The sequence below is a fragment of the Streptomyces sp. NPDC048171 genome (assembly GCF_043202655.1).
In the GTDB taxonomy this organism is placed as follows: domain Bacteria; phylum Actinomycetota; class Actinomycetes; order Streptomycetales; family Streptomycetaceae; genus Streptomyces.
The window spans coordinates 429,142-448,137 of sequence record NZ_JBIDAU010000001.1; the positions used below are offsets into that span (position 1 = coordinate 429,142).

Sequence of the window (18,996 nt, forward strand, 5' to 3'; positions counted from 1 at the left end):
CAAGAGACCGCCCCCGAGGCAACGCAGTCGTTACCTCGGGGGCGGTGTCACTCCGGGGAGGAGCCGGTCGCGCTACTTGGTGGTGCTCGGCGGAGGGATGGGGGACGCCGCGACGGACTGCGGCGACACCGTGCTCGCGTATGCCGACGGCGGCGCGACACCGGCCGCCGGGTCGGCGACGGCCGGGGCGCCGTCCACCGGGAACGTGGCCCCGCCGACGATCGCGATGCCGGCCTCGTCGAAGGCCCGCTTGATCCGCCAGCGCAGCTCACGCTCGACGGTGAGGGACTTGCCGGGCATGGTCTTCGCGGAGACCCGCACGACCATGGAGTCGAGCAGTACGGAGTCCAGGCCGAGGACCTCGATCGGGCCCCAGAGCATCTCGTTCCAGGGCTCCTCCTTGCTCATCCGCTCGCCGACCGCGTCGAGGGTCTCCTTCACCTTGTCCAGGTTCTCGTCGGAGCGGACGGTCACGTCCACGCCGGCCGTGGACCAGCCCTGGGAGAGGTTGCCGATCCGCTTGACCTCGCCGTTGCGGACGTACCAGATCTCGCCGTCGACGCCGCGCAGCTTGGTCACCCGCAGCCCGACCTCGATGACCTCGCCGGAGGCCACACCCGCGTCGATGCTGTCGCCGACGCCGTACTGGTCCTCCAGGATCATGAAGACGCCGGACAGGAAGTCGGTGACCAGGTTGCGGGCGCCGAAGCCGATCGCCACGCCCGCGACACCGGCCGAGGCCAGCAGCGGGGCGAGGTTGATCTGGAAGGTCCCGAGGATCATCAGCGCGGCGGTGCCGAGGACGAGGAAGCTGGCCACCGAGCGCATCACGGACCCGATGGCCTCGGAACGCTGCCGGCGCCGCTCGGCGTTGACCAGCAGGCTGCTCAGCGCGGTGCTGCCGCCCGTTCCGGTCCTGCGGTTCATCCGCTCTATCAGCTTGGTGATCGCCCGCCGCACCACCGCCCGCAGCACCGCCGCGATCACCAGGATCAGCAGCACCCGCAGCCCGATCGCCAGCCACGTCGACCAGTTCTCCTCGACCCAGCCCGCGGCGTTCGTCGCGTGTTCCTGGGCGTCCCGGAGCGAGGGCACGGGCGGCGTCGTCGACCCCGAGGGCGTCGGGGACGGCGACGGACCGGCGGCCGTGCGGACGGCGGCGGACAGGGACACGACGGCTTACCTCCAAGTGCGGCGGCCCGTCCTTCGAGGTCCGGTCCAAGGTCACGGAAAGGTCACCGGACGGGCAGATGCACCACACTAACGGGGCACCGGGCGCGGAACGGCCCGAAATGGGCGGGAGAGACGGTCCTCACCCGCGCTCGGACTGGTCACGCCCCCGGCGCGGCGCCCCGTGTGGTCGAAAACACTCCCAGCCCGTTACCGGGACATGGTGGCGCTTCGACCAGCCATGAGGGGAGACTGAACCAGATCGTCCCGGCGCGAGCCACGCGCCGCCGACGCCCAAGGAGGCACCCGTGCCGCATGTCCTGGTCCTCAACGCGTCGTACGAGCCGCTCGGCGTCGTACCGCTCCGCCGCGCGCTCGTCCTCGTCCTCGAGAACAAGGCCGTATGCCTCGAGGAGTCCGGCGCCTACCTGCACAGCGCGACCGTCACCGTGCCCGCACCCAGCGTGGTCCGGCTCAAGCGGTTCGTGCGGGTGCCCTACCGGGGACCCGTCCCGCTCACCCGCCGTGCCCTCTTCGCCCGCGACGGAGGCCGCTGCATGTACTGCGGCGCCGTCGCCACCAGCGTCGACCACGTCATCCCGCGCAGCCGCGGAGGGCTGCACGCCTGGGACAACGTGGTGGCCTCCTGCCGCCGCTGCAACCACGTCAAGGCCGACCGGCACCTGGGCGAGATCGGCTGGCGCCTGCACCACAAACCCGCCCCGCCCACCGGCCTGGCCTGGCGCATCATCGGCACGGGTCACAGGGACCCGCGCTGGTTGCCCTACTTGCAGCCGTACGGCGCGGAGGACGCCATGGCCCGGATCGACGGCATTTCCGCCTGACGGTCCGGGCCTTCGCGTAGGCCGGTGCGGGGTCGCTCAGCGCACCCGGTTCTTCAGCGGCTCGGTGTCCAGAGTGATCCCGACCGGCTCGGGAGCGCGACCTCCTTGCCGAAGGGCAGGGTCTGCACGGTCTCGTAACGTCCGCCGTCCGGCCGGCTGTGCACCTTGACCTCGCAGGTGTCCTGGTCCATCAGGAGGTACACCGGGATACCGGTCTCGGCGTACACCCGGGGCGGCCGTCACACGTACCGCAGCTCCCCCGGCCGCACCGAGCGTCGCAGCAGGGGCAGGGCTGTCGCCGCCGCGAGGAGGCAGGCGGCGTACACCGCCGGTGCGACCAGCAGGGCCGTCCACGGGAACGAGCCGTCGCCGTGCAGGGACGAGTACGAGACGCCGACCGACAGGCCCCCGGCGCAGGCCAGGAGCAGGGCGGGGGCGAGCGGAAGGGCGGTTTCCATCAGCAGGGCCCTGTTCAGGACCGTCCGCGGCACCCCCGCCGCGACCTGCGCGGCCAGCGTCCGGCGCCGATCGGCCAGTGACTCGGCGGTGCCCACGGCGAGGCCGGTGAGCGTGATCGCGAGGGCGACGAGGAGCGCGGCGCCCGTCAGGTCGAGGCCGGTGGTGTAGTACGCCAGGTCGGCGCCGAGGCGCCCCTCCCTGGCACGCAGGTCGGTGAGCATCGCGTGCCGGATGCCCAGGAAGGCCGTGCCGGCGACCGTCACCACCAGGACGGCGGCGTGCGTGCGAGCCGGGGCCCAGGGATCGTCCCGCAGTCGCTCCGCGGCGAGCAGTGGCGCCGCGGTCCGGGCCCGGGGGGACAGAAGCCGGCCGGTGAGCCGGGCGGTGGCCCCGGCCAGCCACACCGCGCCCGCGCCGAGCGCGACGACGAGGAGGAAGACGGTCAGCGGAGTGCGCCAGCCGACCCGGTTGCCGGCGCCGCCGGAGCCGTCCGTGGCCAGCGCCGTCACCGCGATCAGCAGGATCAGCCCGCCCAGGAAGACCAGGCCCGGCTTCCGGCCCGACTCCGGCCCCACCCTCCGCAGCCGCCCCATCGGTGACGCCACCACCCCGCGCAGCGCCACCGCGCCCGCCACCGCACCCGACACCGGTACGCCGACGGCGACCAGCGCGATGCCCGCCCAGGCCGGCGCGGTCGGCCCCGTCCACAGACGCAGCAGGAGCAGGACCGAGAAGACGGTGGCCACCGCCGAGCCCGCCAGACAGGCCAGCCCCGTCTCCACCGCCGCGATCCGGCGGACCTGCCAGGGTGTCGCGCCGGCCAGTCGCAGTGCGGCCAGTCGCCGGTCCCGGTGCACGGCGCCGATCCGGGTGCACTGGCCGAGAAAGGCCAGCACCGGTACCAGCAGCAGCAACAGTCCGGCGATCACCCCGGAGCGGGTGCCGCCCTCGTTGACCAGGCCGTGGAAGACGGAGACGGTGTATCCGTCCGGGATCGAGGCGAGCGTGACCGCCGCCAGCGCGCACCCCGTGGCAAGCGCCGCGCCCGCCGCCGTGAGCGCGATCCGCCACCACTCCCGCCGTTCCGACCCGCTCACGAACTGCCGGGCCAGCCGGACGTCCGCACCCCATGCGCTCATGCGGTCACCTCCAGCGCCACGGCGCCGTCCCGCAGCCGGACCTCGCGGTCCGCGTACGCCGCCACCTGGGCGTCGTGCGTGACCAGCAGCACCGCCGTGCCCGACTCCCGGGCCGTGCGCGCCAGCGCCGTCATCACCTGCTCACCCGCAAGCGAGTCCAGCGCCCCGGTCGGTTCGTCCGCGAACACCGCCTTCGGCCCGCCGACCAGCGCGCGGGCCAGCGCCGCCCGCTGTGCCTGCCCGCCGCTCATCTCTCCCGGCCGCAGCTCCTCCTGCCCGCGCACCCCGAACCGCTCCAGCCACTCACCGGCGCGCGCCCGCGCCTCGGCCCGTGCGGTGCCGGCCAGCATCAGCGGCAGCGCCACGTTGTCCAGCGCCGTCAGCTCCGGGATCAGCTGCCCGAACTGGAAGACCACCCCGAAGTCGGTGCGGCGCAGCTCGCTCAGCCGGTGCTCGGGCAGCCCCGCCAGCGTCCGGCCGGCGTACGTCACCGAACCCGCGTCCGGCCGGACGATCCCGGCCAGACAGTGCAGGAGCGTGGACTTGCCGCTGCCGCTGGCCCCGGTGACGGCGAGTATCTCGCCGGCCCGCAGGTCGACCGAGACGCCCCGCAGGGCCTCCGTCCTGCCGTACGTCTTCACCAGGTCGCGGGCCGCGAGCAGCGGTCCCGTCGTGGCCTCGTGCGTGTCCCCGTTCGTCATGTCGTGCGGACCTCCGTGGTCAGGGTGGTGAGCCGGGCCGCGGTGGTGGTCATCCAGCGCAGGTCGGCATCGAGGTGGTTGAGGGCGTAGTCGGCCGAGAGCACGGTCGCGAGGTCGGTGCCCGGCGCCGTCTTGAGCGCCGTGAGCTCCCGCATCCGGCCCATGTGGGCGGCGCGCTGGGCCAGCAGGTAGGCGCCCGCGTCGCCGCCGGTGAGGATCGAGACGACGACCTTGGCGAAGATCTCGTTCGTCACGAAGGGCGCGGGCGGTGCGATCTCGCCCGCCCAGCGCGCCAGTTCCCGCGCGCCCTCGTCGGTCGCGCGGTACGCGGTGCGCTCCGGGCCGCCGTCGGACGCGGTGCCGTCGACCTCCGCGAGGCCGTCCCGGACCAGCCGCTGCAGGGTTGTGTAGACCTGCCCGTAGGCCAGCGGACGGGCTTGCGGGAAGCGTTCGTCGTGGCGCCGTTTGAGGTCGTAGCCGTGGCCCGGCCCCGAGGCGATCAGGCCCAGGAGGAGATGGCGGGTGCTCATGAAGATCAGTATTCACCACGTACATGTACTGAGTGAATAGTTGGAGGCAGTCGGTCGGGGATTTCTTTTGCCCGGATCATGGGTATTTGGAAGGAGTGAGATGTGACCAGGGCCACGTTGCGGGTGTCAGAGTGCCTGTCCGCGCACCTTCTGGGTAGGGGGCTGCCGTAACCCGCTAGAAGCGTGCTCGCAACAGCCCGACCCAAAGGAGATCTCCGTGGCTGCAATCCTCCTGCTCCCGGCCCCTTCCAAACCCGTGGCGGAGCCGTCCACACCCTGGGCCGAGCCCTCCGCCGCCTCCGAGACCCCGCACTACTGCGTCTTCGGCGCCGCCCAGAGCTTCGCCGAGACCCCGCTCACCAGCGAACCTCCACTGCCCGACGCCGAGCCCCTGACCAGCGAGTCGCCGTTCGCCGACGCCGTACCGCTGACCAGCGAGTCCTCGCCCGAGCTCACGGCTGACGTGCCGGAGCAGGGCGGCCCCTCCTTCGCCGTTCCCGAACCGACGAGGTCGTAGAGGTCACAGATGCCAGCAGCCGGGCCGGCCGAGCCCTCCGCCGAGGACCTTCCCGAGGATCTGACCAGGCTCGCCGCCCTGCACGGCGTCGCCACCGCCTACCGCCCGTCCCCGGACCGCACCGTCCCGGCCTCGGTCACCGCGGTGACCCTCGCGCTGGCCGCCCTCGGCGTGGACACGAGCACCCCCGAGGCCGTACGGGCCGCGCTCGCCGCGCGTGAGACCGGGCTGCGCGACCGCCTGCTGCCGCCCACCGTCGTCGACTGGGACGGCGGCGGCACGCCGGCCGCCCTCGCCGCACTGCCCGAGGGCACCCGGCTCCGCGTCGACACCGAGCAGGGCGAGACCCGCGACGACGCCGGGCGGCTCCCACCCGGCGTCCACCGCCTGACCGCCACCGCGCCCGACGGCCGCACCGCACGGGCCCACCTGATCGTGGCGCCCGCCCGGCTGCCCGCGCCCGCCCGGCGCTCCCACGGACTCCTCGTCCAGCTCTACTCCCTGCTCTCCCGCCGCTCCTGGGGCATGGGCGACCTCGGTGACCTGCGTGAACTGGCCGACTGGGCGGGACGCGCCCTCGGTGCCGGGTTCGTCCAGGTCAACCCGCTGCACGCGGCCGTGCCCGGCACCCCCTCCGACCCCTCCCCGTACCGGCCCTCCTCGCGCCGCTTCCCGGACCCCGTCCACCTGCGGATCGAGGACGTACCCGAGTACGCCTACGTCACCGACCCCGAGCGGGCCCGGAAGCTCGGGGACCGGGCGGCACGGCTGCGCGGTGCCGTACTGGACGACGACGCCCTGATCGACCGGGACGCCGTGTGGGAGCTGAAACGCGACGCCCTCGACCTGCTCCACGAGGTCCCCCTCGGACCCGGCCGCCGCGCCGCCTACTGCGACTACCTCGCCGCCCAGGGCACCGCGCTGGAGGACCACGCCACCTGGTGCGCGCTCGCCGAGATCCACGGCCCCGACTGGCACCTCTGGCCCGAGGGCCTGCGCGACCCCCGCTCCGCCGCCACCGAACGCGCCCGCACCGAGCTGATGGACCGCGTCGACTTCCACTCCCGGCTCACCTGGCTCACCGACACCCAGCTCACCGCCGCCCAGCACACCGCCCGCGAGGCCGGGATGCCGGTCGGGATCGTCCACGACCTCGCCGTCGGCGTGCACCCGCGCGGCGCCGACTCCTGGGCGCAGCAGGAGTACTTCGCCCGCGGCATGTCGGTGGGCGCCCCGCCCGACGCCTTCAACGCCCTCGGCCAGGACTGGGGCCTGCCGCCCTGGCGCCCCGACCGCCTCGCCGACTCCGGCTACGCGCCCTTCCGGGACCTCTTGCGCGGCCTGTTCCGCTACGCGGGCGCGCTGCGCGTCGACCACGTCATGGGCCTGTTCCGGCTCTGGTGGGTCCCCGAGGGCCATCCGCCCACCCAGGGCACCTACGTCCACTACGACGCAGAGGCCATGCTCGCCGTCCTCGTTCTGGAGGCCACCCGGGCCGGCGCCGTCGTCATCGGCGAGGACCTGGGCACCGTCGAACCCGGCGTGCGCGAGGCGCTGCGCGAACGCGGCGTGCTCGGCACCTCGGTGCTGTGGTTCGAGCGCGACTGGACCGGCGACGGCCGTCCGCTGCCGCCCGAGCGGTGGCGCGCCGACTGCCTGGCCACCGCCACCACCCACGACCTGCCGTCCACCGCCGCCCGCCTCACCGGCGAGCACGTCGAACTCCGGGACCGCCTCGGCCTGCTCACCCGCCCGCTGGAGCGGGAGCGCGCCGAGTCCGCGGCGGACATCGCGGAGTGGCTGGAGGTCCTCGCCCGGCTCGGGCTGCTGGACGGCACCGGCGGCGACACCGGGATTCCCGCGGAGGAGGCGGAGATCCAGGCCGTGCACCGCTTCCTGCTGCGCACCCCGGCCCGCATGGTCGGCATCTGGCTCCCGGACGCCGTCGGCGACCGCCGCCCGCAGAACCTCCCCGGCACCTGGGACCAGTACCCGAACTGGCGGCTGCCCGTCGCCGACGCCGAAGGCCGGCCGGTGACCCTGGAGGACCTGGCCGCCTCACCCCGCCTGCACGCCCTGATCGACGTCGTACGGGAACGCGGCGACGGCCGGGACGGCTGAACCGGGCGCCCCGCGGGCCCCGTACGGGTACCCCGGGCGCGCGGTCTCCCAAGCCGTTCGCTAACTTGGCACCGTGGACAAGAAGAACGCCCTGCGCGCCGGCGCCCTGGCAGCCGGTACGACGCTGATGATGCTGCTCATGTCGTCCCCCGCGCTCGCGCTGACCCGCGACGACGGCGACGACCCCGGCACCGGCCTGAGCGTCATCGAGACGCTGGGCTACTACGTCCTGGCCCCGCTCGCGCTGTTCGCGGTCATCGCCGGTCTGGTCATGGCCCTGGACAGGTCCAAGCCGGAGCACCGGGTGATCACCCCCGGCAGCAAGGGCAAGGCCAAGACCAAGGCCAAGGTCGCCGCGAAGGCCTGACCTCTCCGCAACGGCTTCACCGAGGGCGCCGCCCCGCACACATGTGACGGGCGGCGCCCTTCGGCGTTCTCACGGGCGGGCCGCGTGTCCCAGGGCTCGGCTCTCAGGGATTCGGCGCGGTCAGATAGCGCTGGAGCGTGGGCGCCAGCCACGCCAGGACCTCCTCGCGGTGCAGCGCCACGGCCGGCGGGAACCGCAGGACGTAGCGCGTGAGCGCCAGACCGAGCACCTGCGTCGCGACGAGCGCGGCCCGTGCGGGCGCCTGCTCGGGGTCCGGGCACACCCGTAGGGCGACCGGCAGCACCTGGTCCCGGAAGATGCCCTGCATGCGTTCGGCCCCGGCCTGATTGGTGGTCCCGGCCCGGAGCAGCGCCGTGAGCACCTCGTTCTCCTCCCATCGGGAGAGGAAGTGCGCCATCAGGGCGCGTCCGACCTCCTCGCGCGGCAGCTCGGACAGGTCGGGCAGTTCGAGATCGATGGCGACGGCGGCCGCGAACAGGCCCTCCTTGTTGCCGTAGTACCGCATCACCATCGACGGATCGATGCGCGCGTCCCGGGCGATGGCGCGGATGGTGGCCCGCTCGTAGCCGTCGGCCGCGAAGCGCTCGCGGGCCGCGTCCAGGATCGCGGCGCGGGTGGAGTCGGACCGCCGGGCGGGTGATCCGTGGTCGTCGTACTCGTCGGACATGTCCACAAGCGTAGGCCAACATGTGTAGGCCAACAAGTGTTGACGTCGATCCGCAGGCCGCTCTACGGTGACAACGAGCGTTGGCAAACAGCCGTTGGCAAACGAACGTTGGCATCGCCTAGGAGGCCCACATGACCGGCACCCCGCACGCCACCCCCCGCACCCCCGTGATCGTCGTCGGAGCGGGCCCGACCGGCCTGCTCCTCGCCGGCGACCTCGCCACCGCCGGCATCCCCGTCACCCTCGTCGAGAAGCGCCCGCACCGGATCAGCAACCTCTCCCGCGCCTTCGTCCTGCACGCCCGCACCCTGGAGCAGTTCGACGCCCGCGCCCTGGCGGACGAACTGGAGGCGATGGGCCGGCCCCTGGACAGCCTCCGCGTCTTCGGCCGCCTCTCCATCGACCTCGCCACCCTCCCCTCCCGCTTCCAGCACCTCCTCGTCCTCCCTCAGTACGAGGTCGAGAAGGTGCTGGAGCGGCGGGCGGTGGAGGCGGGCGTGGAGTTCCGGTACGAGACCGGGGTGACCGGTCTGCGCCAGGACCCGGCCAACGGCACCGTGACCGTCGAGGTCCGCGGGCCCGACGGCGAGCCCGGGACGCTACGGGCGGCGTACGTCGTCGGCACCGACGGGATGCGCAGCACCGTGCGGGAGGCGATCGGCCTGCCGTTCCCCGGGCGTTCGGCCATCCGTTCCGCCGTTCTCGCCGACGTACGGCTCGCCGAGCAGCCGGAGACGCTGCTGACCGTCAACGCCAACGGAGACGCCCTGGCCTTCCTGGCGCCGCTGGGTGACGGGTACCACCGCGTGATCGGCTGGCAGCGGGGCCGCGACGTCCCCGACACCGAGCCGGTCGGGTTCGACGAGGTCAAGGAGATCACCCGCCTGGCCCTCGGCCGGGACTTCGGGATGCACGACGCCCGCTGGGTGTCCCGCTTCCACAGCGACGAACGCCAGGCGCCCGCCTACCGGGTGGGCCGCGTGTTCCTCGCGGGCGACGCGGCGCACGTGCACACACCGGCCGGCGGGCAGGGCCTGAACACCGGTCTGCAGGACGCGGCGAACCTGAGCTGGAAGCTGGCGGCCGTGCTGCACGGGCACGCCCGGCCCGAGCTGCTGGACACCTACCAAAGCGAGCGGCACCCCGTCGGCAGGTCGGTACTGCGCAGCAGTGGCGGCATCGTGCGCCTCGCCATGGCCAGGCGCCCCTGGACGCTGGCGTTCCGGGCCGCGGTGACCACCGTCCTCGGCCATGTGGGCCCGGCCCGTCGCCGGGTCACCGGCCGGATCACCGGCATCGGCTACCGCTACCCCGCCCCCCGCGGCGCCCACCGGCTGACCGGCACCCGCGTCCCGGACCTGCCCCTCGCGGGCGGGATCCGGCTCTACGAGGCGCTGCGCGGCGGACGGTTCGTGCTGATCACCCCGGCGCCGGCCCCGGGTGCGGAGGCGTACATGGACGAGGAGGGCCGCAAGGAGCGGCTGTCCGTGGAGTGCTGGGCGGGCGGGCGCCGTACGACGGTGCTGGTGCGCCCCGACGGGTACGTGGCCGCCGCCCCGGTCTCCGCCGGCGCGGCGGAGACCGGGGCGGCCGTCGCCGCGCACGTGGGCTGAGCGGTCCGCCTGCCGCCCGGCCTACTTCTCGGTGCCGGCGAGCAGGACCCGCAGCAGGCCGGCCACCTCGGCGGCCTGGCGCGCGTCCAGGGCGGACAGGGCATCCGCCTGGGCGGCGAGGCCCGTGCCGACCGCCTCGTCGATCAGCTCCAGGCCCCGGTCGGTGAGCGTGACCTGGAGTCCCCTGCGGTCGTGCGGGTCGGGGGAGCGGCGCAGCAGCCCCGCGCGTTCGAGTTTGTCCAGGCGTCCGGTCATACCGCCGGTGGTGAGCATCAGCGTGGCCGAGAGCTGCCGGGGCGAAAGGGTGTAGGGCTCGCCGGAGCGGCGCAGGGTGGCCAGGGCGTCGAACTCCCCGCGGGAGATCCCGAAGCGGGCGTACGCCTTCTCCATCCGGTCGCCCATCGCGCGGGCCAGCCGGAACACCCGGCCGAACACCTCCATGGCGGCCGTGTCCAGGTCGGGACGGACCGCCGCCCACTGGTCGACGATCGCGTCGACGGGGTCCTTGCGCGGCGCGGGAGAGGACTCGGGGAAGGACTCGGAGGGGGGCCCGGCGTGTTCGGTCATGGCACGAGTATCGGGAGGATTCCACTCGGCCGCAAGAAAGTAGCTTGACGGAAACTTGCTTACAAGTAAGCTATCGTCATGCCGTCCGCCGGTCGCACCACCCTCATCGCGCTCACCGCCCTCGCCCCCGTCTCGTGGGGCACCACCTACGCCGTGACCACCGAGTTCCTCCCACCGGACCGGCCCCTGTTCACCGGTCTGGCGCGCGCCCTGCCCGCCGGTCTGCTGCTGCTCGCGCTCGCCCGGGTGCTGCCGCGCGGTGCCTGGTGGTGGAAGGCGGCGGTACTGGGCGCGTTGAACATCGGCGCCTTCTTCCCGCTGCTGTTCCTCTCCGCCTACCGGCTGCCGGGCGGCATGGCGGCCGTCGTCGGCTCGGTCGGCCCGCTCTTCGTCATCGGTCTCTCGACCCTGCTGCTGGGGCAGCGGCCCACGACGCGCGCGGTGCTCACCGGCGTCGTCGCCGCGTTCGGCGTCAGCCTGGTCGTGCTGAAGGCGGCCGGGGGACTCGACGCGCTCGGCGCGCTGGCCGCCCTCGCCTCCGCCGCGTCCATGTCCACCGGCACCGTGCTCACCAAGCGCTGGGGCCGCCCCGAAGGAGTCGGCCCGCTCGCGCTCACCGGCTGGCAACTGACCGCGGGCGGGCTGCTCATCGCGCCGGTCGCCCTCCTGGTCGAGGGGGCTCCGCCCGCGCTGGACGGCGCGGCGGTCGGCGGCTACCTCTACCTGGCGCTGGCCAACACGGCGGTGGCGTACTGGCTCTGGTTCCGCGGCATCGGCCGGCTCTCCGCCACCCAGGTCACCTTCCTCGGCCCGCTCTCGCCGCTCACCGCCGCGGTCGTCGGCTGGGCGGCGCTGGGCGAGACGCTCACGCCGGTGCAACTGGCCGGCATGGCGCTGGCGTTCGGGGCGACGGTCGCGGGGCAGCGGGCGCCGCGAGCGAAGACGGACACGGGGGCCGTACCGTTCAGTTCTCCTTCAAGGAACGGTCGAAAAGATTCGATGGACCTGACGGGTCCGGGCCTGCGACGGTAGCTGCACCACGACCGCCGACAGTGAAAGGACCTCCGTGGCCGTAGCCGACCGCCGGACCGTCACCCCCACCCCCAGCCCCACCCCCACCCCGGCACCCGCCCCTGCCGCGCCCCCCACCCCGGCCGCCGCGCCCGCCGCCCCCGTCGCGCTCGGGATCGGGCTCGCCGTGCTCGCCACGGTCGTCTGGTCCGGCAGCTTCGTCGCCTCCCGTGCCCTCGGAGACAGCGTGCCGCCCGTCCAGCACGCGTTCTGGCGCTGGGTGGTGGCCCTCGCGGTCGTGGCCCCCTTCGGCGCCCGGCGGGCCTGGCGGCAGCGCGCGCTCATCCGGCGCCACCTCGGCTTCGTCCTCCTCGCCTCCCTGCTCGGCGTGGCCGTCTACAACACCCTCGTCAACCAGGCCGGCGTCACCACGCCCGCCGCCAACATGGGCATGATCATGGCGGCGTCCCCGGTGCTGATGGCGGTCTACGAACGGGCGGGCGGCGTCCGGCTCGGCGCCCGCCGGGTGGCGGGGCTGCTCGTCGCCTGCGCGGGCGTGCTGCTGCTGGTCGGAGGCGGGGCGGGCTTCTCGGCGGGCGACCTGTGGATGATCGCCGCGGCCTGCTGCTTCGGGTCGTACAGCGCGCTGCTGCGCCGCAGGCCCGCCGGTCTCGACGGGGTCGGATTCCTGTTCACCACGTTCCTCCTCGGCACCCTCATGCTGCTTCCCGCGCAGGGCGTCAGCCTCGCCGCGCAGGGCGGCTTCAGCCCGGAGCCGGGCACCGTCCTCGCCCTCCTCTACGTCGGTGTCGCCTCCTCGGCGGTGGCCTTCTTCGCCTGGAACAAGGCGATCTCCCTCATCGGTCCGTCCCGAGCAGGCGTCGTCTACTACCTCCAGCCGGTGTGCGTCGCCCTGCTGTCCTGGGCGCTGCTGTCGGAGCCGACCGGCTGGACGCAGGCGGGCTGCATGGCGCTGATCCTCGGCGGCGTCGTCCTCGGCGCGGGGGCGCGTCGCTGACGGGGGCCGGCCGCGGATAGGTTGCCGCCATGGCCGACTGGGACATCCGCAAGCTGCAGATCCTGCGCACGCTGCGGGAACGGGGCACGGTGACCGCGACGGCCGAGGCGCTGAGCATGACGCCGTCCGCCGTGTCCCAGCAGCTGACGAACCTCTCCCGGCAGCTCGGCGTGGAGCTGCTCCGGGCCCACGGGCGCCGGGTCCGGCTGACCGACGCGGCACGCCTCGTACTGCGGCACACGGAGGCGGTCTTCGAGCAACTGGAACGGGCGGAGGCCGAGTTGTCGGCGTACGTCCGGGGAGAGGCCGGCGAGGTACGGGTCGGCGCCTTCTCCACGGCCGTGCCGGCGCTCGTCGTACCGGCCGTCACCGCGCTGCGGGCGAGCCACCCCGCCGTGACGGTGCGGGTGCGGGAGGCCGAGGCCCAGGAGGCGTACGAGCTGCTGGCCGCCGGGGAGGTGGACCTCGCCCTGTCGCTGGCCGCGCAGGCGCCGAGCGCCGCGGACCCGCGCTTCACCCGGGTCCCGCTGCTCGCCGACCCGCTGGACGTGGCTCTGCCCGCCGGCCACCCGCTGGCCCGCGCGGAGGGGCTCCGCCTGGCCGACCTCGCCGCCGAGCCGTGGATCTTCGGCGGCAGCGGCCCCTGGTCCGCCATCACCCGTGCGGCCTGCGAGACGGCCGGCTTCCGCCCGCACCAGGCCCACACGGCGGCCGGCTGGACGGCGATCCTCGCGATGGTCGAGGCCGGGATGGGCGTGGCCCTCGTACCCCGCATGGCGGCCGTCCCGCGCGACGGCGTGTCCATGCGCGACCTGCACGCCGACCACCCCGTCCGCCACGTCGTCGCGGCCGTACGCAGGGGAGCGTCGGAGGCCCCCGCCGTCGCGACGGTACTCAGGGCTCTCCAAGGAGCGGCGGCCTCCCGCCCCTGAGCCGAGCCGCGCCGGGGGCCGCGGGGCGCGACACGCGGCCCCCGGGCGTGGTGGGCGAACGCGACAGCCCCGGTGCCGCCGGGGGCCCGGTGCTGCGCCGAGACCCACCCGGGCACGGGCCGGGGCCCCGGTGCGGCTGGTGCCACCGGGCGGCGTGGGTGAACGCGAAGGCCGTGGCGGGCCCGGTGACGGAGCGTCCGCGTGCCGCCCCCACCCGGGCACACGGCAGGGGCGCCCGGCGCGGGCACACGGCAGGGGCGCCCGGCCCGACGTGCGGACCGGACGCCCCTGCGGTGTGAGGACCTACTCCGTGGTCGCCGCCGCGTCCGCCGCCTGGGCCAGCAGGGCGCGTTCGATGCCCGAGCGGGACTCCGAGACCAGGCGGCGCAGGGCCGCGTTCGGCTGGGCGGAGGCCAGCCACGCGTCCGTGCGGTCCAGGGTCTCCTGCGACACCTGCACCGCCGGGTACAGGCCGACCGCGATCTGCTGGGCCATCTCGTGCGAACGGGACTCCCAGACGCCCTTCAGCGCCTCGAAGTACCGCTCCGTGTACGACGCCAGCAGCTCGCGCTGGTCGGTCTGGACGAAGCCGGCGATGACCGCCTCCTGGACGGCGTTCGGCAGCTTGTCGGACTCCACGACCGACTCCCAGGCCTCCGCCTTGGCCTGCTCGGTGGGCCGTGCGGCACGCGCGGTGGCGGCGTGCCGCTCACCGGCGGCCGTCTTGTCCCGCTCGTACTCCGAGGCGATCTCCGAGCCGCCGAACCGGCCCACGGCCGCCAGCCGCTGCACGAACGCCCAGCGCAGCTCCGTGTCGACGGCCAGGCCCTCGATCGTCTGCGTGCCGTCGAGCAGCGCGTCCAGCAGGTCGAGCTGCTCCGGCGTCCGCGCCGTCGCCGCGAACGCGCGCGCCCACGCCAGCTGGTGGTCGCTGCCCGCCTCGGCGGCCCGCAGGTGGGCCAGCGTCGCCTCGGTCCAGCGGGTGAGCAGCGCCTCGCGGGCGGTCGGGGCGGCGTACTGGTCGATGGCCAGCTTCACCTGGCGGTGCAGCGACTGCACGACACCGATGTCGGATTCCTTGCCGATGCCGGACAGGACCAGGGAGAGGTAGTCCCGGGTGGCCAGCTCCGCGTCCCGGGTCATGTCCCAGGCCGACGCCCAGCACAGCGCGCGCGGCAGCGACTCGGTGAAGTCGCCGAGGTGCTCGGTGACGACGGCCAGGGACTGCTCGTCCAGCCTGACCTTCGCGTACGACAGGTCGTCGTCGTTCAGGAGCAGCACCGCCGGGCGGGCCCGGCCGACCAGCTGCGGCACGTCCGTCAGCTCGCCGTCCACGTCCAGCTCCACGCGCTCGCCGCGCACCAGCTTGCCGTCCGCGTCGAGGTCGTAGGCGCCGACCGCGATGCGGTGCGGGCGCAGCGTCGGCTCGCCCTTCGCACCGGCGGGCAGCGCGGGGGCCTCCTGCCGGATGGCGAAGGAGGTGATGACACCGTCGCCGTCCGTCTCGATCTCCGGGCGCAGTACGTTGATGCCGGCCGTCTCCAGCCACGCCTTCGACCAGGTCTTCAGGTCCCGCCCGGAGGTCTCCTCCAGCGCGCCCAGCAGGTCGGACAGGCGCGTGTTGCCGAACGCGTGCCGCTTGAAGTACGCCTGCACGCCACTGAAGAACGCGTCCTCACCGACGTACGCGACGAGCTGCTTGAGCACGCTCGCGCCCTTGGCGTACGTGATGCCGTCGAAGTTGACGAGCACGTCGTCCAGGTCGCTGATGTCCGCCATGATCGGGTGCGTGGACGGCAGCTGGTCCTGCCGGTACGCCCAGGTCTTCATCTGGTTGGCGAACGTCGTCCACGAGTGCGGCCACTTGGAGCCGGGCGCGTCGGCCTGGCAGGCGGCCTCGGCGTAGGTGGCGAACGACTCGTTCAGCCACAGGTCGTTCCACCACTCCATGGTGACCAGGTCGCCGAACCACATGTGCGCCAGCTCGTGCAGGATCGTCGCCGCCCGCACCTCGTACGCGGCGTCCGTCACCTTCGAGCGGAACACGTACTGGTCCCGGATGGTCACCGCACCCGCGTTCTCCATCGCGCCCGCGTTGAACTCCGGCACGAAGAGCTGGTCGTACTTCTTGAAGGGGTACTGGTAGTCGAACTTCTCCTGGAACCACTCGAAGCCCTGCCGGGTCACCTCGAAGATGGCGTCCGAGTCGAGGTGTTCGGCGAGCGACGGGCGGCAGTAGATGCCGAGCGGGACGGACTGGCCGTCCTTCTCGTACACGCTGTGCACCGAGTGGTACGGGCCGACGATCAGGGCCGTGACGTAGGACGAGATGCGCGGGGTCGGCTCGAAGACCCAGACGCTGTCCTTCGGCTCGGGCGTCGGCGAGTTGGAGATGACCGTCCATCCCTCGGGCGCCTTCACGGTGAACTGGAACGTCGCCTTGAGGTCGGGCTGCTCGAAGCTCGCGAAGACCCGGCGCGCGTCCGGCACCTCGAACTGGGTGTACAGGTACGCCTGGTCGTCCACCGGGTCGACGAACCGGTGCAGGCCCTCGCCGGTGTTGGTGTACGCGCAGTCGGCGGCCACGCGCAGGATGTTGCGCCCCGGCAGCAGGCCCGGCAGGGCGATGCGGGAGTCCTGGAACACCTCGTCGGCGTCGAGGGCGTCGCCGTTCAGCGTCACCTCGTGGACCGTCGGCGCGACCAGGTCGATGAAGGACTCGCCGCCGCCCTCCGCGACGTCGAAGCGCACCGTGGTCACGGACCGGTAGGTGCCGCCCTCCTGCGCGCCGGTGAGGTCGAGATCGATCTCGTACGAGTCGACGCTCAGCAGCGTCGCCCGCTGCCGCGCCTCTTCGCGAGTCAGGTTTGTGCCAGGCACGCGGTCATCTCCTCGTTATGTGTCGGTTGCGCCATCCTTCCACGCGGCCCGCACGGAACGCGATGTCCATTTCCCGCCGGTCGGCGAGCCGGGCGGGCGCGAACCTGGGAGCCATGGAGCACTACACCGCACACCCGGTCCCCGCTGCCACCCTGAAGGAACTGCGCGCCACCGACGACGCCGGCCGCGCCCCCGAGCCGCTCACCGACACCGAGGGCGGCGCCCCCCCTGCGCTGCTGCCTGCGCCGCAGCGTGCCGGGGGAGAGGATCGCCCTCGTCTCCTACGCCCCGCTGCGCCGCTGGGCGGCTCGCACCGGCGCCGACCCGGGCGCCTACGACGAGCAGGGGCCGGTCTTCGTCCACGCCGAGGAGTGCGCGGGGCCCGACGGGGACGGCCTGGCCTTCACCAACGCCCACCGCACGGTGCGCCGCTACTCGGCCGAGGGACACATCCTGGGCGGGCGGCTGGTCGGCGGGGCCGACGAGTTCGCCCCCGCCCTCCAGGAAGCGTTCGACGACCCGGCCGTGGCGCTCGTCCACGTCCGGGCCGTCGAGTACGGCTGCTTCCTCTATGAGGTGAGGCGGGGCTGGCCCCGGCCCCCGGGGTGCTAGCCCTTCAGCTCCGCCGCCACCAGCTCCGCGATCTGCACCGCGTTCAGGGCGGCGCCCTTGCGGAGGTTGTCGTTGGAGACAAACAGGGCGAGGCCGTTCTCCACGGTCTCGTCCTGCCGGATGCGGCCCACGTACGACGGGTCCTGCCCGGCCGCCTCCAGCGGGGTCGGCACCTCGGTGAGGGCGACGCCGGGGGCGCCGGCCAGCAGCTCCTTGGCGCGGGCCACGGGGAGCGGGCGGGCGAAACGGGCGTTGATCTGCAGGGAGTGGCCGCTGAAGACGGGCACCCGCACGCAGGTGCCGGAGACCTTCAGCTCCGGGATCTCCAGGATCTTGCGGGACTCGTTGCGGAGCTTCTGCTCCTCGTCCGTCTCGTGCAGGCCGTCGTCGACGATGGAGCCGGCCAGCGGCAGCACGTTGTACGCGATCGGCGCGACGTACTTGTCGGGCTTCGGGAACTCCACCGCGGAGCCGTCGTGGGTGAGCTTGGGGGCGTCCGCGCCGACCTTCTGGACCTGCTCGAACAGCTCGTCCACGCCGGCCAGGCCGGAGCCGGAGACCGCCTGGTAGGTGGCGACGACGAGGGCTTCGAGGCCGGCCTCGGCGTGCAGCGGGCGCAGCACCGGCATCGCGGCCATCGTGGTGCAGTTCGGGTTGGCGATGATGCCCTTGGGGCGGTCCGCGATCGCGTGCGGGTTCACCTCGGAGACCACCAGCGGGACCTCGGGGTCGCGACGCCAGGCGGAGGAGTTGTCGATCACGACGGGGCCCTGCGAGGCGACCTTCTCGGCCAGCGCCTTGGAGGTGGCGCCGCCCGCGGAGAACAGCACGATGTCCAGGCCGGAGTAGTCGGCGGTGGTCGCGTCCTCGACCGTCACGCCGTCCAGCTCCTTGCCCGCGCTGCGCGCCGAGGCGAAGAGGCGCAGCTCGGTGACCGGGAAGTCGCGCTCCGTGAGGATCCTGCGCATGACCGTGCCCACCTGGCCGGTGGCTCCGACGATTCCGATCCTCACGGTGACTCCTTCTCCGTTTGTACGCGTGTCTTCACGCGCGCTTTGCTCGGCCGAGACTTTTCCATCATGGGGCGAAGCCCGGCCCGCCTGTCCAATCCTTTGCCCCGGGTGCCCGCACCCTGGGACGCGGCGGCTCGGTCCGCCCCTGCCCATCCCGTCCCACCCCACACGACGATGTGACGTACGCCTCGCGCCGACGGCCGGCCGGACGGGCGAACGTTTCGGGCGGCCGCGGCGTCATAGGGGAGACGCGGGGACAGGTCCCAGGGGGAGGGGTGGCAGTGCTGCGCAGAAAGGCCCGCCGCGGCCAGGGGGACGCCGGACGCGACGATCCCCTGGACGCGGCCCAGGAACGCCGGGTGCGGGCGGTGCTCGCGCTGGGCGGGGTGCCGCAGGCGGACCTGCCGGACGGGGTGCAGCAGGTCCGCCTGCGGTTGCTGGAGCGGACGGCGAGCGGCCGGGAGGCGCCGCGCGACGTGTCGGCGTGGGCGGCGGTGGTCGCCTCCAACCTGGCGATGGACTGGCACCGCGCCCGGCGCCGCCAGGACCGGCTCGGGGAGCGCCTGGCCGCGCTGCGCCAGGCGGACCATCCCTCGGGGGAGGACACCAGCGTGCTCTCCCTCGCCGTCGCCCAGGGCCTGGACGAGCTGCCCGACGCCCAGCGCCAGGTCCTCGTCCTGCGGTTCTTCGCGGACCTGCCGGTGCGCGGCATCGCCGAGGAGCTGGGCATCCCCGAGGGCACGGTCAAGAGCAGGCTGCACACAGCGGTACGGGCACTGCGGGCCCGCCTGCACGAGGACGAGGTGGTGTGAG

At 73.7% G+C, this 18,996-nt stretch carries 17 protein-coding genes and 2 pseudogenes; 10 read left to right on the plus strand and 9 right to left on the minus strand.

Translation table 11 applies throughout. The features are described 5' to 3' along the window. Positions 1–72: 72 nt before the first annotated feature. Entirely contained in the window at positions 73–1,173 is a 1,101-nt protein-coding gene (locus tag ACGF3J_RS01955; RefSeq protein WP_161327420.1) for a mechanosensitive ion channel domain-containing protein, read from the minus strand. 305 nt (positions 1,174–1,478) lie between these two features. Here ACGF3J_RS01955 and ACGF3J_RS01960 point away from each other — a divergent pair, with 305 nt between their 5' ends. After that, positions 1,479–2,015, plus strand: coding sequence for an HNH endonuclease (locus ACGF3J_RS01960; protein ID WP_125495453.1), 537 nt, complete (start codon positions 1,479–1,481; stop codon positions 2,013–2,015). A 36-nt stretch (positions 2,016–2,051) separates the two neighbouring features. Here the strand turns inward: ACGF3J_RS01960 and ACGF3J_RS01965 are convergent. The 4 genes and pseudogenes from ACGF3J_RS01965 to ACGF3J_RS01980 all read right to left on the minus strand — a co-directional run. Further along, positions 2,052–2,248: pseudogene (locus tag ACGF3J_RS01965) on the minus strand (Uma2 family endonuclease); the annotation flags it as partial. A gap of 6 nt (positions 2,249–2,254) precedes the next feature. After that, on the minus strand, positions 2,255–3,613 hold the full coding sequence (locus ACGF3J_RS01970) for an FtsX-like permease family protein (RefSeq protein WP_393853385.1): 1,359 nt from the start codon (positions 3,611–3,613) through the stop codon (positions 2,255–2,257). Then, positions 3,610–4,314, minus strand: a complete 705-nt coding sequence (locus ACGF3J_RS01975) for an ABC transporter ATP-binding protein (protein ID WP_393853386.1) — start codon at positions 4,312–4,314, stop codon at positions 3,610–3,612. Before ACGF3J_RS01975 ends, ACGF3J_RS01970 begins: the two co-directional genes overlap by 4 nt. Beyond that, positions 4,311–4,844 (minus strand): PadR family transcriptional regulator, encoded by a 534-nt coding sequence (locus ACGF3J_RS01980; protein WP_393853387.1) that lies wholly within the window; start codon positions 4,842–4,844, stop codon positions 4,311–4,313. The genes ACGF3J_RS01975 and ACGF3J_RS01980 overlap by 4 nt, the downstream gene beginning before the upstream one ends. Positions 4,845–5,055: 211 nt before the next feature. On the opposite strand from ACGF3J_RS01980, the gene ACGF3J_RS01985 reads away from it, so the two are divergent. The 3 genes from ACGF3J_RS01985 (at position 5,056) to ACGF3J_RS01995 (ending at position 7,849) form a co-directional block, all read left to right on the plus strand. Continuing rightward, the gene (locus ACGF3J_RS01985) at positions 5,056–5,361 is read left to right on the plus strand and encodes a hypothetical protein (protein ID WP_125495457.1); all 306 of its coding nucleotides are present in this window, start codon (positions 5,056–5,058) and stop codon (positions 5,359–5,361) included. 9 nt (positions 5,362–5,370) lie between these two features. Then, a complete protein-coding gene (gene malQ, locus ACGF3J_RS01990; protein ID WP_393853388.1) occupies positions 5,371–7,482 on the plus strand; it encodes a 4-alpha-glucanotransferase in 2,112 nt (703 codons plus the stop codon). 73 nt (positions 7,483–7,555) lie between these two features. Then, entirely contained in the window at positions 7,556–7,849 is a 294-nt protein-coding gene (locus ACGF3J_RS01995; RefSeq protein WP_161327425.1) for a hypothetical protein, read from the plus strand. A gap of 103 nt (positions 7,850–7,952) precedes the next feature. On the opposite strand, the gene ACGF3J_RS02000 is transcribed toward ACGF3J_RS01995, so the two are convergent. Further along, positions 7,953–8,537 (minus strand): TetR family transcriptional regulator, encoded by a 585-nt coding sequence (locus ACGF3J_RS02000; RefSeq protein WP_386932138.1) that lies wholly within the window; start codon positions 8,535–8,537, stop codon positions 7,953–7,955. A 131-nt stretch (positions 8,538–8,668) separates the two neighbouring features. On the opposite strand from ACGF3J_RS02000, the gene ACGF3J_RS02005 reads away from it, so the two are divergent. Further along, positions 8,669–10,150 carry an FAD-dependent monooxygenase gene (locus ACGF3J_RS02005; protein ID WP_393853389.1) on the plus strand — a complete coding sequence of 494 codons (1,482 nt, stop codon included), beginning with the start codon at positions 8,669–8,671 and terminating at the stop codon, positions 10,148–10,150. Between the two features lie 21 nt (positions 10,151–10,171). On the opposite strand, the gene ACGF3J_RS02010 is transcribed toward ACGF3J_RS02005, so the two are convergent. Continuing rightward, positions 10,172–10,717, minus strand: a complete 546-nt coding sequence (locus ACGF3J_RS02010) for a MarR family winged helix-turn-helix transcriptional regulator (RefSeq protein WP_393853390.1) — start codon at positions 10,715–10,717, stop codon at positions 10,172–10,174. A 78-nt stretch (positions 10,718–10,795) separates the two neighbouring features. Here ACGF3J_RS02010 and ACGF3J_RS02015 point away from each other — a divergent pair, with 78 nt between their 5' ends. Genes ACGF3J_RS02015 through ACGF3J_RS02025 form a run of 3 tightly spaced genes read left to right on the plus strand, consistent with a single transcriptional unit; the run spans position 10,796 to position 13,678 of the window. Beyond that, a complete protein-coding gene (locus ACGF3J_RS02015; protein ID WP_393853391.1) occupies positions 10,796–11,749 on the plus strand; it encodes an EamA family transporter in 954 nt (317 codons plus the stop codon). A 34-nt stretch (positions 11,750–11,783) separates the two neighbouring features. Then, the gene (locus ACGF3J_RS02020) at positions 11,784–12,746 is read left to right on the plus strand and encodes a DMT family transporter (RefSeq protein WP_393853392.1); all 963 of its coding nucleotides are present in this window, start codon (positions 11,784–11,786) and stop codon (positions 12,744–12,746) included. Between the two features lie 29 nt (positions 12,747–12,775). After that, entirely contained in the window at positions 12,776–13,678 is a 903-nt protein-coding gene (locus ACGF3J_RS02025; RefSeq protein ID WP_161331847.1) for a LysR family transcriptional regulator, read from the plus strand. Positions 13,679–13,981: 303 nt separating this feature from the next. Here ACGF3J_RS02025 and pepN read toward each other — a convergent pair whose 3' ends face one another. After that, the gene (gene pepN / locus ACGF3J_RS02030) at positions 13,982–16,558 is read right to left on the minus strand and encodes an aminopeptidase N (protein ID WP_393853393.1); all 2,577 of its coding nucleotides are present in this window, start codon (positions 16,556–16,558) and stop codon (positions 13,982–13,984) included. 113 nt (positions 16,559–16,671) lie between these two features. Between pepN and ACGF3J_RS02035 the strand changes: the two are divergent. Continuing rightward, positions 16,672–17,170: pseudogene (locus tag ACGF3J_RS02035) on the plus strand (DUF1203 domain-containing protein). Here the strand turns inward: ACGF3J_RS02035 and ACGF3J_RS02040 are convergent. Then, complete coding sequence (locus ACGF3J_RS02040) at positions 17,167–18,183, minus strand: aspartate-semialdehyde dehydrogenase (protein ID WP_161331771.1); 1,017 nt, start codon at positions 18,181–18,183, stop codon at positions 17,167–17,169. The pseudogene ACGF3J_RS02035 and the gene ACGF3J_RS02040 overlap by 4 nt on opposite strands. 275 nt (positions 18,184–18,458) lie before the next feature. On the opposite strand from ACGF3J_RS02040, the gene ACGF3J_RS02045 reads away from it, so the two are divergent. After that, positions 18,459–18,995 carry a sigma-70 family RNA polymerase sigma factor gene (locus ACGF3J_RS02045; protein WP_125495873.1) on the plus strand — a complete coding sequence of 179 codons (537 nt, stop codon included), beginning with the start codon at positions 18,459–18,461 and terminating at the stop codon, positions 18,993–18,995. Position 18,996: the final 1 nt, after the last annotated feature.